The organism is Pseudomonas sp. NFPP28 (genome assembly GCF_900115535.1).
Taxonomy (GTDB): Bacteria; Pseudomonadota; Gammaproteobacteria; order Pseudomonadales; family Pseudomonadaceae; genus Aquipseudomonas; species Aquipseudomonas extremorientalis.
The window spans coordinates 66,025-79,947 of record NZ_FOWT01000001.1; the positions used below are offsets into that span (position 1 = coordinate 66,025).

At 59.8% G+C, this 13,923-nt stretch carries 13 protein-coding genes and 1 pseudogene; 8 read left to right on the forward strand and 6 right to left on the reverse strand.

Features of this window, described 5'->3' with window-relative positions; genetic code table 11:
- Positions 1 to 5 precede the first annotated feature (5 nt).
- Positions 6 to 1,508 (reverse strand): nucleobase:cation symporter-2 family protein, encoded by a 1,503-nt coding sequence (locus BM110_RS00310; protein WP_092247648.1) that lies wholly within the window; start codon positions 1,506 to 1,508, stop codon positions 6 to 8.
- Between the two features lie 158 nt (positions 1,509 to 1,666).
- On the opposite strand from BM110_RS00310, the gene BM110_RS00315 reads away from it, so the two are divergent.
- On the forward strand, positions 1,667 to 2,500 hold the full coding sequence (locus BM110_RS00315) for a nucleoside-binding protein (RefSeq protein WP_093126464.1): 834 nt from the start codon (positions 1,667 to 1,669) through the stop codon (positions 2,498 to 2,500).
- Here BM110_RS00315 and punC read toward each other — a convergent pair.
- Positions 2,497 to 3,681 (reverse strand): purine nucleoside transporter PunC, encoded by a 1,185-nt coding sequence (gene punC / locus BM110_RS00320; RefSeq protein ID WP_071489049.1) that lies wholly within the window; start codon positions 3,679 to 3,681, stop codon positions 2,497 to 2,499. The genes BM110_RS00315 and punC overlap by 4 nt on opposite strands.
- 122 nt (positions 3,682 to 3,803) lie before the next feature.
- Between punC and punR the strand changes: the two genes are divergently transcribed.
- Positions 3,804 to 4,727, forward strand: coding sequence for a DNA-binding transcriptional activator PunR (gene punR, locus BM110_RS00325; protein WP_093511874.1), 924 nt, complete (start codon positions 3,804 to 3,806; stop codon positions 4,725 to 4,727).
- Here the strand turns inward: punR and BM110_RS00330 are convergent.
- Positions 4,699 to 5,877, reverse strand: coding sequence for an aspartate aminotransferase family protein (locus BM110_RS00330; protein ID WP_071489047.1), 1,179 nt, complete (start codon positions 5,875 to 5,877; stop codon positions 4,699 to 4,701). The genes punR and BM110_RS00330 overlap by 29 nt on opposite strands.
- Positions 5,878 to 5,978: 101 nt before the next feature.
- On the opposite strand from BM110_RS00330, the gene BM110_RS00335 reads away from it, so the two are divergent.
- A complete protein-coding gene (locus tag BM110_RS00335; RefSeq protein WP_071489046.1) occupies positions 5,979 to 6,884 on the forward strand; it encodes a LysR family transcriptional regulator in 906 nt (301 codons plus the stop codon).
- Here BM110_RS00335 and BM110_RS29690 read toward each other — a convergent pair.
- A pseudogene (locus BM110_RS29690) lies at positions 6,881 to 7,251 on the reverse strand (hypothetical protein). The gene BM110_RS00335 and the pseudogene BM110_RS29690 overlap by 4 nt on opposite strands.
- A 297-nt stretch (positions 7,252 to 7,548) precedes the next feature.
- Between BM110_RS29690 and BM110_RS00345 the strand changes: the two are divergent.
- Complete coding sequence (locus BM110_RS00345; RefSeq protein ID WP_093511876.1) at positions 7,549 to 8,772, forward strand: anthrax toxin-like adenylyl cyclase domain-containing protein; 1,224 nt, start codon at positions 7,549 to 7,551, stop codon at positions 8,770 to 8,772.
- 69 nt (positions 8,773 to 8,841) lie between these two features.
- On the opposite strand, the gene fabV is transcribed toward BM110_RS00345, so the two are convergent.
- Positions 8,842 to 10,035 carry an enoyl-ACP reductase FabV gene (fabV, locus tag BM110_RS00350; RefSeq protein WP_092247508.1) on the reverse strand — a complete coding sequence of 398 codons (1,194 nt, stop codon included), beginning with the start codon at positions 10,033 to 10,035 and terminating at the stop codon, positions 8,842 to 8,844.
- A 311-nt stretch (positions 10,036 to 10,346) separates the two neighbouring features.
- On the opposite strand from fabV, the gene BM110_RS00355 reads away from it, so the two are divergent.
- Entirely contained in the window at positions 10,347 to 11,171 is an 825-nt protein-coding gene (locus BM110_RS00355) for an aspartyl/asparaginyl beta-hydroxylase domain-containing protein (protein WP_093511878.1), read from the forward strand.
- Between the two features lie 150 nt (positions 11,172 to 11,321).
- The gene (ppnN, locus tag BM110_RS00360) at positions 11,322 to 12,695 is read left to right on the forward strand and encodes a nucleotide 5'-monophosphate nucleosidase PpnN (RefSeq protein ID WP_025856956.1); all 1,374 of its coding nucleotides are present in this window, start codon (positions 11,322 to 11,324) and stop codon (positions 12,693 to 12,695) included.
- Position 12,696: 1 nt separating this feature from the next.
- Here ppnN and BM110_RS00365 read toward each other — a convergent pair whose 3' ends face one another.
- The gene (locus BM110_RS00365) at positions 12,697 to 13,089 is read right to left on the reverse strand and encodes a RidA family protein (protein ID WP_093126445.1); all 393 of its coding nucleotides are present in this window, start codon (positions 13,087 to 13,089) and stop codon (positions 12,697 to 12,699) included.
- 145 nt (positions 13,090 to 13,234) lie between these two features.
- Between BM110_RS00365 and BM110_RS00370 the strand changes: the two genes are divergently transcribed.
- Both BM110_RS00370 and BM110_RS00375 read left to right on the forward strand, forming a co-directional pair.
- On the forward strand, positions 13,235 to 13,492 hold the full coding sequence (locus BM110_RS00370) for an AbrB/MazE/SpoVT family DNA-binding domain-containing protein (protein WP_093126441.1): 258 nt from the start codon (positions 13,235 to 13,237) through the stop codon (positions 13,490 to 13,492).
- Positions 13,489 to 13,884 carry a PIN domain-containing protein gene (locus tag BM110_RS00375; RefSeq protein WP_092247496.1) on the forward strand — a complete coding sequence of 132 codons (396 nt, stop codon included), beginning with the start codon at positions 13,489 to 13,491 and terminating at the stop codon, positions 13,882 to 13,884. The genes BM110_RS00370 and BM110_RS00375 overlap by 4 nt, the downstream gene beginning before the upstream one ends.
- The last annotated feature ends 39 nt before the right edge of the window (positions 13,885 to 13,923 follow it).

Below are 13,923 nucleotides of genomic sequence, written 5' to 3' on the forward strand. Positions count from 1 at the left end.
CACATTCAGGCCTCGCTAGCCTCGGGTTTGGTGACCTTCCTAGGCACTTCCGCCACCAACGGGATCTCCCTGCCCTCGGCATCAAACAACTTGCCGCCCTTGAAGTAATCCCCATCACGCAGTTCCGACACATCGCGAAAGCACAAGCTGCGTTCGGTCCCCGCCACGAAAACCGACTGCTGGTCCGAATTGCCGGCGGTGAAATGGTTGAACGCCAGGTTCAGCAGGATCGCCATGATTGCCGACGAGCTGATCCCCGAGTGGAAAATGGTCGCGAACCAGCTCGGGAAGTGGTCGTAGAAGCTCGGTGCCGCAATCGGGATCATGCCAAAACCGATGGACGTGGCCACGATGATCAGGTTCATGTTGTTGCGATAATCCACCTTGGACAAGGTGCGGATACCACTGGCCGCCACGGTGCCAAACAGCACAATCCCGGCCCCGCCAAGCACTGAAGTGGGCACCGCCGCGATGACCCGGCCCATGAAGGGCAACAAACCGAGGATCACCAGGAACAGCCCGCCCGTGGCCACCACGAAGCGGCTCTTGACCCCGGTCACCGCCACCAGCCCGACGTTCTGGGCGAAGGCGCTCTGGGTGAACGAACCGAAGATCGGCGCGAACATACTCGACAGCATATCGGCGCGCAGGCCGTTGCCCAGACGCTTGGAATCGACTTTGGTGTCGATGATTTCACCCACCGCCAGAATATCCGCCGAGGTCTCGACCAGGGTCACCATCACCACGATGCACATGGAAATGATCGCGGCCACATGGAAGGTGGGCATGCCGAAATGGAAGGGTGTGGGGAAACCGAACATCGGCCCCTGGGTCACGCCGGAGAAGTCGGCCATGCCAAGGAACACCGCAATCACGGTGCCGATCACCATCGCCAGCAGGATCGACAAGCGCGAGATGGTCGCGCTGCCTATCTTGCTCAGCAGCAACACCAGCACCAGGGTCAACGCCGCCAGGCCGATATTGGACATGCTGCCGAAATCGGCGGCGCGGCTGTTGCCGCCCATGGCCCAGCGCGCGGCAACGGGCATCAGGGTCAGGCCGATGGTGGTGATCACAATGCCCGTTACCAACGGCGGGAAAAACTTGGTGATCCGCGAGAACACCGGGGTTATCAATAATCCGATAAACGACGCGGCCATTACCGCGCCAAGAATCGCCGGCACACCACCGGCGCCATCACTGCCGACAATCGCCACCATGGTTGCCACACCGGCGAACGACACGCCCTGCACCAGCGGCAACTGACAACCAAAAAACGGCAGGCCCAGGGTCTGCAATAGCGTGGCCAGGCCACCGGCGAACAACGACGCGGCGATCAGCAGGCCGATATCCGCCGGCGACAAACCCGCCGCCTGGCCGACGATCAACGGTACCGCGACGATGCCGCCGTACATGGTGAGCACATGTTGCAGGCCGTAAGCCATGTTGGCGGCGACGCCGAGATTCTCATCTTCTGGCCGCTGCGGTGACGCCTTCGGGATAGTCATGGTGAGGGGTTCTCTGTTTTTGTTGTGCGGCCACTGTATGCAATGTTTGGACTGGATGTCCATAGAGTTGTATACAATCAATCGAACAAGTTACCCTCCGTCGGCGTTACAAAAACAATCCGGCCGTGATGAGCCAGAACGCCAAAGGACCCATAACAATGAAAAAGGCACTACAGGGCGCAACCGTCGCACTCACCCTCCTCGGCGGCGGGGAGGCCGTCGCGGTGGAATGGATGAACAACAGCGCAGGGTTTCGCTACGGCCAGCAGTTCACCAACCCGAACAACCCCGACGAATTCAGCAAGCGCATCTACAGTTTTACCCACGCCAGCGGCTACCGGTACGGCAGCAATTTCCTCAACCTCGATGTGTTCCTGTCCGACAGCCGCGACCCGCGCAAGGGTACGGATCATGGCGGGAGCGAGGTGTATGCGGTGTACCGTCACCAGTTGTATGCATCGCGGGTGTTCGATGTGCCGCTGGGCACTGGCCTGGTCAAGGATTACGCGCTGACGTTGGGGTTCGATGCCAACCGCAACAACAACTTCGCCTCAGCCAGGAAGCGCGCCCTGGTGATAGGCCCGACCTTGAAGTTCAACACCGTCGGCGTGCTGGACCTGAGCCTGCTGTACTACAAGGAAAAGAACCACACCGGCATCCCCGGCGCGCAGGAGTCGAACCACACGTTCGACGATACCTACATGCTCAACCTGACGTGGATGCGCCCGTTCGAGATTGCCAATCATGCGGCGAAATTCCAGGGTTTCATGAATTATGTCGGGGAAAAAGGCGAGGACTATCACGGTCGCGACACCGCGCCGGAAGCCCTGATGCGCACCGCGCTGATGGTGGCGGTGCGACCGGGCAAAAGCGTCAAGCCGAACCTGTACCTGGGGGTGGGTTACGAGTATTGGCATAACAAATTCGGCGTGGATGGCGGCCGGGGTAGCCGCACATCGACGCCGACAGTGAACCTGGAAGTGACGTTCTAGGCGGCTGCCAGCTCCGAATCCTTGGCCTTGGGCCGCGCCAGCCAGTACCCCAGCACGGCCAACGGCGCGGTCGCCAGCATCACAATCACGGTAATCAGCAGTGGCTGGTCAATCATTGACGACACCAGCAGGCTGCTGAGAAAGCACAGGCCCAATTGCAGCGTATTTTGCAGCGCCGCCGCCTTGCCGGAGTTTTGCGCAAACGGCATCAGCGCGTTCGCCACGACGATGGGGTAACTGGCACCGTTGCACAGCGCCATCAGGCAGAACGGAATCAGCAAGGTGGTAAGGCTCGGCACGGTCAAGGTCGCGACCAGGTACAACGCCACCATGCTGATGCAATACGCCAGCAGCAGCCACGGCAACAGCGTCTTGCCCTGGAAGTGCTGCAAGGCGCTGCGACAGCTGTAGCCACCGACCAGGAACGCCAAGGTCGGCAGCACGTAGCTCAGGCCGATGTCATTCGGACTGTAGCCCATGCCGCCCAGGATGAAGGGCGACGCCGTCAGCCAGGCGAAGAAACTGGCCGAGCACGCGGCAAAAATCATGACATTGCCGGTAAACACGCGAGACGTCAGTAACTGTCCATAACCCAGGCGCGAAGGTTCGCCCTTCGCGGCCTGACGTTTCTGCGCAGTACGCAGGAACAACGTCGGCAACAACAGCAACAACGACACACCCAGCAATACGCCGAAGATCGCCTGCCAGCCGAAGTGACTCAGCACCATCGCGCCCAACAGCGGCGCTAAAGCCGGTGACAACGACATCAGCGGCATGATGCTGGCAAACACGCGATGGGCCTTGTCGGCCGGGTAGCGGTCGATCACCAGGGCTTGCCAACTGACGGCGGCGGCGCATACGCCAATGGCTTGGATAAAACGCAATGCCAGCAACTGAGGCGCCGTTTCGACCCAGAACATGCCCGCACAACCGAGCACAAACAGGCTCAGCCCGGCGAGCAGGATCGGCTTGCGCCCCAGGCGGTCCGACAACGGCCCCCATAACAACTGCCCGACCGCAAAGCCGGCGAGGAAGATGCTCAAGCTGGCGCCTACTGCACCGGCGCCAATCTGCAAGTGCTCGCCCATGGCGCCGAACGCCGGTAAATACATGTCCATGGCGAGGTAACCGAGCATGCTCAGCCCCGCCAGATACCCAGTGAAACCAAAAGAATTTTTCATTGAAGCCTTGTTGATCCTGCCATCAAACTATTTGCTGACTGCCGCCCATTATGAAGCTGACAGTTTTGCTGTGAAGCGATAATAATTGGATACTCTTATCAATAAATTTGAAGGCAACCGCCATGTGGTCCGAATATTCGCTGGACGTTGTCGATGCAGTCGCGCGTCATGGCAGCTTCAGCGCAGCTGCCCAGGAACTGCACCGGGTGCCGTCGGCCATCAGCTATACGGTGCGTCAGATCGAGGAATGGCTGGCAGTGCCGTTGTTTGTGCGGCGCCACCGGGACGTCGAGCTGACGCCGGCCGGCCGGCTGTTTATCGACGAAGCCCGTGGCGTGATGAAAAAAATGCTCGGCACCCGACGCCTTTGCCAGCAAGTGGCCAACGGCTGGAGTGGCCAGTTGAAGGTGGCGGTGGATTCCATCGTCAAACCCCAGCGCTGCCGACAGTTGGTCATTGATTTCTACCGGCAGTTTCCCGAGGTCGAGCTGTTGCTGGAATACGAGGTGTACAACGGCGTGTGGGATGCCCTGGCGGATGAGCGCACCGACATTGTGATCGGCGCCACCAGCGCGGTGCCGGTGGCCAGCCGCTTCACCTTTCGCGACATGGGGTTGTTGAATTGGCTGTGTGTGGTCAGTGCGCGCCACCCGTTGGCCCGCGTCGAAGGCTTGCTGAGTGACGATCAACTGAGGCCCTTCGCTTCGTTGTGCATGACCGATACATCGCGCAACCTGCCCAAACGCGACACCTGGACCCTGGATAACCAGCGTCGGCTGGTGGTGCCGAACTGGTCATCGGCCCTCGATTGCTTGCGTGACGGCCTGTGCGTCGGCATGGCGCCGGCGCATCAGGTGCTGCCGTGGATCGAGCGCGGGGAATTAGTGGCGCTGCAATTGAGCCGGCCGTTTCCTGCCAGCCCGTCGTGTGTGGCCTGGGCACAGGACAGGCTGTCCCCGGCCATGGCCTGGCTGCTGGAGTATCTGGGCGATACCGAAACCCTGAACCAGGAATGGCTCAACGGGCCTGATCCAGTAGCCGGGTAATGGCCCGCACGATCATCTCGACCTCCTTGGCAGCCAGGGTCAGCGGCGGCAGCAGCCGAATGACCTTGCCCCGCGTCACGTTGATCAGCAGGCCGTGTTCCTGGGCCGCGCGCTGGGCCAGGTCACGATAAGGGCTCGCCAGTTCGATCCCGATCATCAACCCCTGCCCACGAATCGCCAGGACGTGCGGGTGCTCACCCAGTTCCACCCGCAACCGCGCCAGCAAACGCTCGCCCTGTAGCGCCGCGTTCTGCAGCAAACCCTGTTCTTCGATGATGTCCAGCACGGTGCACCCCACGCGACACGCCAACGGGTTGCCGCCGAAGGTGCTGCCATGGCTGCCCGGCGTAAACAACTGGGCCACACCGGCCCGCGCCAGGCAGGCGCCGATGGGTACGCCGTTGCCGAGGCCCTTGGCCAGGGTCATCACGTCCGGGACGATGCCTTCATGCTGGAAGGCAAACCAGGCGCCGGTGCGCCCAATGCCGGTCTGGATTTCATCGAGCATCATCAACCAGCCATGGCGGGTGCAGTGATCACGCAGGGCTTTCAGGTAGCCCGGTGGTGCCGGCAGTACGCCGCTTTCACCCTGGATCGGTTCCAGCAGGACCGCGGCGATCCGCGCGCCAAACGTCTGGGTGATTGCCTCAAGCGCAGCCAGATCGCCAAAGCCCACCTTGAGAAAGTCCCCCGGCAAGCGCTGGAAACCCAGGCGTACCGACGGCCCGTCACTGGCAGCCATGGTGCCGAGCGTACGGCCGTGAAAAGCATTTTCCATCACCACCACCAACGGTTCTTCAATGCCTTTTTTCCAGCCATGCAGCCGCGCCAGTTTCAGCGCTGTTTCGTTGGCCTCGGCACCGGAGTTGTTGAAGAAGGCCCGGTCGAGGCCAGACAGTTGAGTCAGGCGTTGGGCCAGCCGTTGTTGCCAGTCGATGCTGTAGAGGTTGGAGGTATGCAACAACAAGCCAGCCTGCTCGCTGATGGCCGTCACCAACCTGGGGTGCGAATGGCCGACATTGGTCACCGCCACACCGGCCACCGCATCCAGGTATTCACGGCCCTGCTGGTCCCACAGGCGCGTGCCCAGGCCGCGGGTAAAGCTCAGCGCCAGGGGTTGGTAAGTGGTCATCAAGCAGGCAGCGGTCATGGTGCGGCTCCAGTGCATCGTTGTGATGGCTTCAGTATCGTTAGCCACCTGAGCTGGATAAACTGCACATTCCTGCAATGACTTTAAACCAGGGCTTGATAATGGATCTGTTCCAGGCAATGTCGGTGTACGTGAAGGTGGTCGAGACTGGCAGCATGACCGCCGCAGCCCAAGCCTGCGGGATGTCGACCACCATGGTCGGCAACCACTTGCGCGCGCTGGAACAACGCCTTGGCGTCAGCCTGCTCAAGCGCACCACGCGCAAACAGAGCCTCACGGAATTCGGCGGGCAGTATTACCAGCGCTGCCTGGAAGTGCTGGGCTTGGTGGCCGACTCCGAGCAACTGGCCGAACAAGCCCATAGCGATGTCCCCAAGGGCACCCTGCGCATCACCGCGCCCCCCGTATTCGGCACCGAACGCCTTACACCGGCCTTGAGCGAATTTTCCCGGCGCTACCCGCTGATCAACCTGTACGTGGTGTTGAGCAATGAGCGGATGGACTTGGTCGACAGCGGCTTCGACGTGGCGATACGTCTTGGCGAACTGGAAACATCGAGCCTGATCGCACGGCCCATGCAGGACTACACCCTCACCCTCTGCGCGTCACCTGCTTACCTGGCGCGACGCGGCACGCCTTCGACACCCGAGGACCTCAGGCAGCATGACTGCCTGGCGTTCGCCTACCCGGCAAATGACAATTGGCGCGACACCGAAAAACTCTGGCGCATGACCGACGATAGCGGCGAGGTGGAAGTGCCGGTGTCCGGCTCATTGACCATCAACAGCTCGCAAGGCTTGCGCCAGGCAGCCGTCAACGGCATGGGCATCATCATGCTGGCCGATGCCCTGGTACAACCGGACCTGGAGAGCGGCAAACTGGTGGCCTTGTTGACCACCTATCGACTGCCCAGTCGCCCCATGCATCTGCTCTACGGCCAGGACCGTTATCGCCTGCCCAAGCTGCGCGCCTTCGTGGATTTCGCCATGGAAAAGTGGGCGCGCTAGAAGCCCACGCCCAACTCACGCAACTGCGCCGCCGTGCGCGCGGCAGACACATGGTGAGTCCGCTGCCAGCCCAGAGCGATGGCCGCTTCGATATTGCCTGCAACGTTATCGATAAACACCACTTCAGAGGGCTGGATATCCGGCAACTGGACCCGTACCTGGCTGAGGCGGGCGTGGTAGATCAGGCTGCGGGTGCCTTCGGCCAGGAAGCGACCGGCGTCCTGCTCGGTGTTCCAGGCCTGGGTGCAGATGTGGTCGAGAAACCATTGTCGCTCGTGATCATCGGCAATCCGCTTGCGGTACAGGTGCTGCGGGCTCCAATCAAACAGGACACCGCCGAATCAAAGACCACTGCACGAATTGTCATACGCACCTCCCAATTAATGTGCTGCATCTGTCTCACACCGGTGACCTGCGTCGGCAAGTAAGCAGGCGTAGGACCGCTCCGATAATTTTCCGGCTCACGCACAACAGATATCGCTGCAACTCCCATGCATTCAGGCCTGAACCTTCCGTTGCAGATCGGCTTCATACAGCCTGTAGTACTTCTTTCCCCCCCCCCGCGCACAAAATGTCTCTAGTGTCGCTCTGTGTAATCGAGGGAATGCGCTGTTCCGAAAGGAATCATCCAACATGCCGATATAACATGACTTGGAGCAACTCAATGAGCGACATCATCTCCCCTGTCATTTCACCTTCCGCGCTAAGCCTGCACACACTGCTGGGCGCTCAAGCCACTCAGTCGAGCGGCACCGTCCACGCGGCGAACAGCTCGGTCATCGACGCATTTGAACGCGTCAAGGAGCAGACGGGAATAGTACCGAGCCACCTTGTTCCCCTGCAGAACATCGCAGCGGCCACCAATTCCATCATTGGCGTACGCCCTGTAGAAACCGTGGCTACCGGGTTGATAGCGGCCGGTCATCCCACCAAGGACTTTCATATCAAAGGAAAAAGTGCCAACTGGGGACCGCAAGCTGGCCTGATCTGTACAAACCAGGCGTTCAGCAAGCTTGAAAAATTCAAGGAGGACGCCCCAGCAAAAGTGACCACCGCCAATGAGCAAATCCAGGCATGCATTCGCGACGGGCACGCCGTTGCGGTCCCCTTGAAAATCTCGGGCGAGCGTATCGGCGAACTGATAAAACTCGGGCACATTGCCCAGTTGGCAACAAGGCCCCACGAAGAAGCACTGCGTTTCAGTGCCCAAGGGCCCAGTCAACAGCAGTATGCATTTGAAGGTAGACGCACATCTGCGTCAGAAGACAGCTACCTCATCACCCATAAGGGAGTACCGGTTGAAGTTCTGGCGAAACACGTCGGTGGCAAGGCGTTGACCGCCGATTATGACCTGCACATGGTGGCGCCTCACATCAGCGATTTTGGCCCCCAGGATACAATCCCGGTGCCCGATGTAGCGCACAGTGTTTTCACACAACGGATCGACAGCTACAGGCATCGACACCCAGTCGATGGCTGTTTTCAGTTGCCCGAAGCGCTGCGTGCAGACTATGAAAGCGCCGCCCGTTTCTATCAAAAGGAAGACCCCGACTTGGGTAACGCCACGCCACGGATAAAGCAGATGATAGCGTTGATCAATCATCGATTGGTCGGTAACGGAGAGCGGGTGGTACACCACAATGCGGACTCCGGCAGCCCGGCGACGGACGTCGAGGCCAACTACCCGGCAACTTTCTTTCTGCCAGTCAGACTGGGACGGTTCGATGAAATCTGCATGATCAACGACAGCCGAGACATGGCGGAGCTGGTCAAAACAGCCAAGGACAGCGGCTATCACGCTCCGGTGAATCCGCTTTGGGAAAAAGAAATAGTGAGCATCAGGCGTTCTGACTTCGTCAAAGCCCAAAGGCGGTTCAACCAAGGCTGAACACGCCGGGGCGCCAACAAAACAGCAGCCTCATAATAGGGTTATGGAGACTGCTGTCGGCCCAGATCGTTACGCCGAGATCAGACCGTTAATCTTCACGGTAGGATTCACGTCAGCCTCGTAGTCCACGCCGTCGATTTCAAAGCCGAACAAACGCAGAAACTCAGCCTTATAGCCGGCGAAATCGCTGATCTCGTTGACGTTTTCGTCGGTGACCTGGTTCCACAGGGCCGCCACGGCGTCCTGGACTTTCGGTTCCAGTTCGGCCAGGTCGGCACGCAGGCGGCCGTCGGCGTCGAGCTTCGGCTCCTTGCCGTACAGGCTGTCCTTGAACAGGCCATAGACCTGCTCGATGCAACCTTCGTGGGTGCCCTGTTCTTTCATCACTTTGAACAGCAGCGACAGGTACAGCGGCATGATCGGGATAGCGGAGCTGGCCTGGGTGACCACGGCCTTGAGCACCGACACGCGGGCGTCGCCCTTGAGCGCGGCGAGGTTGTCGCGCAGGGTCAGGACTTTCTTGTCGAGGTCTTTCTTGGCTTCGCCGATGGAGCCGTTCCAGTAGATGTCCTGGGTCAGCTTCTCGCCAAGGTAGGTGAACGCAGTGGTCTTGGCGCCTTCGGCCAGGACGTCGGCGTCACGCAGGGCGTCGATCCACAGCTGCCAGTCTTCGCCACCCATGACTTTGACGGTGCCGTCGATTTCTTCCCGGGTCGCTGGCTCCAGGGTGGTGTCGACCACAACGCCTTTGTCGGTGTTGATGCCACGCAGGGTCACGGCCTTGCCGATCGGCTTAAGGGTGGAGTTGTGCACCACGCCTTGCGGGTCGGTACGGCGAGGCGCGGCCAGGCTGTAGACGACCAGGTCGATTTTGCCGAGGTCTTTCTTGATGGTTTCGATGGTCAGGCGCTTGATCTCGTCGGAAAACGCGTCGCCGTTGATGCTCTTGGCGTACAGGCCTTTTTCGACGGCAAACTTCTCGAACGCGGCGCTGTTGTACCAGCCGGCGGAGCTCAACTTGCCTTCTTCGCCTTCTTTCTCAAAAAACACGCCCAGGGTGTCGGCGCCACAACCAAACGCGGCACTGATGCGCGCGGCCAGGCCGTAGCCGGTGGAAGCACCGAGGACCAGCACCTTTTTCGGGCCGCCTTCGATGACGCCGTGTTGGGTCACGTAGTCGATCTGTTCCTTGACGTTCGCTTCACAGCCAACAGGGTGAGCGGTCACACAGATGAAGCCACGAACCCGCGGTTTGATGATCATAAAATTTCTGCCTCTTCCAAGGTGCCGAAGGCCAGTGGTGGCCATTCAACTTCAATCGTACCGGTCTATGACGTCCAAAAAACCGAAGCGTCACGATAGTCGCAAATCTTCTGTTTACAAAATCCACTCCACACAGCGCTGCCGGGGTTAAAAACTGTGTAAAGCCTTCACAATTTCGCAATATTTAAAACGCCTGGCGGCCGGAGAAAGCCCTATCATAAGGACATTGTTTCATAATGTTTCATACCTCCGCATCTCGCGATGTCCAGAGGACTGGAACTCGTGCACCTTCCCCGCTGGAGTTGAGCTTCATGAGTGCGAGTGTCAACCGCAAGAAAATAGTCTCGACCGCCTGGATCTTCGGCGTGCTGCTGGTTATTTATTGCTTCCCGGTCACCACCCTGGTGTTCCTGGGCCTGGTGCTGGTGTGTGGCGTCTACGACTTTTTGCGCAATGGGTTGTACGACCGCACGACGATCAAGAAATACTTTATCGGCAGTGGCCGCAACACCTGGCTGCTGGCCCCGTTCAACACCCTGTTCGACCTGTTGAGTTCGCCTAACCGCCACGTCTACAAGATGGCCGACCTGCCACCCGCCTGGCGTGAAGACCTGCAACAGGTGATCAACGATGCCATGGCCCACAAGGACGAAATCATCGGCTACCTGGATGAGCGCATGGCCGAAAAGAAACGCGGCATGCTGTTCTTCCAGTGGTATGGCCAGCCCATCGAGACCGCCCTGGACATTCCGAGACTGCGCGAAAAACTGTCGTTCGTGAAGACCATCGGCGTGTCAGTGTTCAACGAAAACCGCTCGACCTCCTTCCACTTCGGCCCGCTGCGCATGATGTTCCGCGTGCTCTACAACATGGCCCCGGCACCGCATCACGAGGGCGTCTACATCCAGGTGGGCCGGCACAAACACTACTGGCATGACGACCCGCTGTTTATTTTCGATGACACGCTGATGCACGCGTCTTTCAACAAAAACGATGCCAAGCGTTACTGCCTGTTTATCGATATCGTGCGGCCGACCCCGGTGCCCCGGGTGCTCAACGCCGTGATCGCTGGGTTTGCCGGGATGGCCTTTACCCTGCGTCGGGTTTTCTACAAAAACTGGAAGCTGATTCAGTGAGTTCTGCGGCATGATGGTGCTGGACGGTATTTGCGCTGGGCCTTGCGCCTGAGGTAAATAACCGTCTCGTGCGACCGAATTCGGCGCCCATCATTCTCAAGCCATCGCGGCCCCTTGCCGGTGCGGTGGCTGCGCTTTCAAGGAATCAGAATGCCCCAACGTCAAGTCATCAATGCCTCCGTCAGCCCCAAGGGCAGCCTCGAAACCCTGTCTCAACGTGAAGTCCAGCAACTGAGCGAAGCCGGTACCGGCAGCATCTACACCCTGTTCCGCCAATGCGCCCTGGCGATCCTCAACACCGGCGCGCACATCGACAATGCCAAGACCATCCTCGACGCCTACAAAGATTTTGAAGTGCGCATCCACCAGCAGGACCGCGGCGTGCGCCTTGAACTGCTGAACGCTCCGGCAGACGCCTTCGTCGATGGCGAAATGATCGCCAGCACCCGTGAGATGCTGTTCAGCGCCCTGCGCGATATCGTCTACACCGAGAACGAGTTGGACAGCCAGCGCATCGACCTGAGCAACTCCCAGGGCATCACCGACTACGTGTTCCACCTGCTGCGCAACGCCCGTACGCTGCGCCCGGGTGTCGAACCGAAGATCGTGGTGTGCTGGGGCGGGCACTCGATCAATACCGAAGAATACAAATACACCAAGAAAGTCGGCCATGAACTGGGGCTGCGCAGCCTTGACGTGTGCACCGGTTGCGGCCCTGGCGTGATGAAAGGTCCGATGAAAGGCGCGACCATTTCCCACGCCAAGCAGCGGATTACCGGCGGGCGCTACTTGGGCCTGACCGAACCGGGCATCATCGCTGCCGAAGCGCCGAACCCGATCGTCAATGAGCTGGTGATCCTGCCGGACATCGAAAAACGCCTGGAAGCCTTCGTGCGTGTAGGCCATGGCATCATCATCTTCCCTGGCGGCGCCGGCACGGCCGAAGAGTTCCTGTACCTGCTGGGCATCCTGATGCACCCGGACAACCGCGACCTGCCGTTCCCGGTCATCCTCACCGGGCCGAAACACGCCGCGCCGTACCTGCAGCAGTTGCACGCATTCGTCGGCGCCACCCTGGGCGAAGCGGCGCAGGCACACTACCAGATCATCATCGACGACCCCGCCGAAGTGGCGCGCCAGATGACCGCTGGCCTCAAGGCGGTGAAGCAGTTCCGTCGCGAGCGCAACGACGCCTTCCACTTCAACTGGCTGCTGAAGATCGACGAAGGCTTCCAGCGCCCGTTCGACCCCACCCACGAAAACATGGCCAGCCTGCAATTGAGCCACGCCCTGCCGCCCCACGAACTCGCCGCCAACCTGCGCCGCGCGTTCTCGGGGATCGTGGCGGGTAACGTGAAGGACAAGGGCATCCGCCTGATCGAGCAGAACGGCCCGTATGAGATCCACGGCGACCCGGCCATCATGAAACCGCTGGATGAGTTGCTACAGGCCTTCGTCGCCCAGCACCGCATGAAGTTGCCGGGCGGCGCGGCGTATGTGCCCTGCTACCGCGTGGTGCAATAAGCTAGCGCTGTACCGCCACACATTTGATTTCCACCAGCAGGCCGGGGTGCGCCAGTTCGGACACCCCGATTGTGGTCCAGGCGCAATGCCCACGTGGAAACAGGCGGTTTTTCACTTCACGGAAAACCGCCATGTGCTGGCTCATATCGACGTGATAAGTGGTCATGTCCACCACATCGTCGAAGGTGCAACCGGCCTCTTCCAGCACCTGCCGCAGATTCTCCCAGGCCGCGACGAATTGCGCCTCGGGGTCCTCGATCACCGCCAATGCAGCCGTACGCCCGACCTGACCGGCGCAGTACAACGTCTTGCCCACCTTGACCGCGGGCACGTAGCCGGCGCGCTCGACGATTGAGTGCATGGAGGGAGGGATGATGAGCTGGCGGTCGGTCATGGCTTGTATCTCTTTAAGCCCGGCAGGCGGGCACAGTTGGGACTAGTGTTTTACCTGTTCCGACTAACCCACACCAGATGAGCACCCTATGGACCAACGGATATTGTCCTCTGTCATTCCTTACCCTAAGGTAAGGAATATCACGATGGAGATCTTCAACATGGCTATCGCTACACTCACCTCAAAAGGTCAAATCACCATTCCTGTCCAGGTCAGGACTGCCCTCGGCCTGGAAACAGGGGATCGGGTTGAATTCGTAGAAATGGAAGATGGGCAGTTTTCCATCATTGCCGCGAGCAAAACGGTGCATGACCTCAAAGGGTTGATCCGCAGCTCCGCCAGGGCCGTCTCCATCGAAGAGATGAACCAGGCCATCGCAGCGCAGGGGGCAAAAGCCGGATGATCGGGCTGGATACCAATGTGCTGGTGCGCTACATCACCCAGGATGATCCCGTTCAATCCGCCAAGGCATCCGATCTGATCGAATCATTGACCACTGCCTCGCCGGGCTTTATCAGCCTGGTTTCCATTGTGGAGTTGGTGTGGGTACTGCAAAGCTGCTACCAGTCGGCCAAAAGTGATGTGGTGATGGTACTGGAGACCCTGCTGCGCACCCGCGAATTGACCGTAGAGCATGCCGAGATCATCTGGCAGGCGCTGCGCAAGTTTGTGGCGAACAAGGCTGACTTTGCAGACTGCCTGATCGAGCGCTGCGCCCATGCCGCTGGTTGCGAGTACACGGCAACCTTCGACCTCAATGCGATCAAGACCACAGGCATGAAGCGACTGGCCTGAACCGCAGCATTGCGGCAGCGGGCGGGCTTTGATACAAAC

Excerpts from the sequence above, each read along its gene's own strand:
- BM110_RS00310 (WP_092247648.1), bottom strand. The coding sequence starts at position 1,508 with ATGACTATCCCGAAGGCGTCACCGCAGCGGCCAGAAGATGAGAATCTC.
- BM110_RS00315 (WP_093126464.1), top strand. The coding sequence starts at position 1,667 with ATGAAAAAGGCACTACAGGGCGCAACCGTCGCACTCACCCTCCTCGGC.
- punC (WP_071489049.1), bottom strand. The coding sequence starts at position 3,681 with ATGAAAAATTCTTTTGGTTTCACTGGGTATCTGGCGGGGCTGAGCATG.
- punR (WP_093511874.1), top strand. The coding sequence starts at position 3,804 with ATGTGGTCCGAATATTCGCTGGACGTTGTCGATGCAGTCGCGCGTCAT.
- BM110_RS00330 (WP_071489047.1), bottom strand. The coding sequence starts at position 5,877 with ATGACCGCTGCCTGCTTGATGACCACTTACCAACCCCTGGCGCTGAGC.
- BM110_RS00335 (WP_071489046.1), top strand. The coding sequence starts at position 5,979 with ATGGATCTGTTCCAGGCAATGTCGGTGTACGTGAAGGTGGTCGAGACT.
- BM110_RS00345 (WP_093511876.1), top strand. The coding sequence starts at position 7,549 with ATGAGCGACATCATCTCCCCTGTCATTTCACCTTCCGCGCTAAGCCTG.
- fabV (WP_092247508.1), bottom strand. The coding sequence starts at position 10,035 with ATGATCATCAAACCGCGGGTTCGTGGCTTCATCTGTGTGACCGCTCAC.
- BM110_RS00355 (WP_093511878.1), top strand. The coding sequence starts at position 10,347 with ATGAGTGCGAGTGTCAACCGCAAGAAAATAGTCTCGACCGCCTGGATC.
- ppnN (WP_025856956.1), top strand. The coding sequence starts at position 11,322 with ATGCCCCAACGTCAAGTCATCAATGCCTCCGTCAGCCCCAAGGGCAGC.
- BM110_RS00365 (WP_093126445.1), bottom strand. The coding sequence starts at position 13,089 with ATGACCGACCGCCAGCTCATCATCCCTCCCTCCATGCACTCAATCGTC.
- BM110_RS00370 (WP_093126441.1), top strand. The coding sequence starts at position 13,235 with ATGGAGATCTTCAACATGGCTATCGCTACACTCACCTCAAAAGGTCAA.
- BM110_RS00375 (WP_092247496.1), top strand. The coding sequence starts at position 13,489 with ATGATCGGGCTGGATACCAATGTGCTGGTGCGCTACATCACCCAGGAT.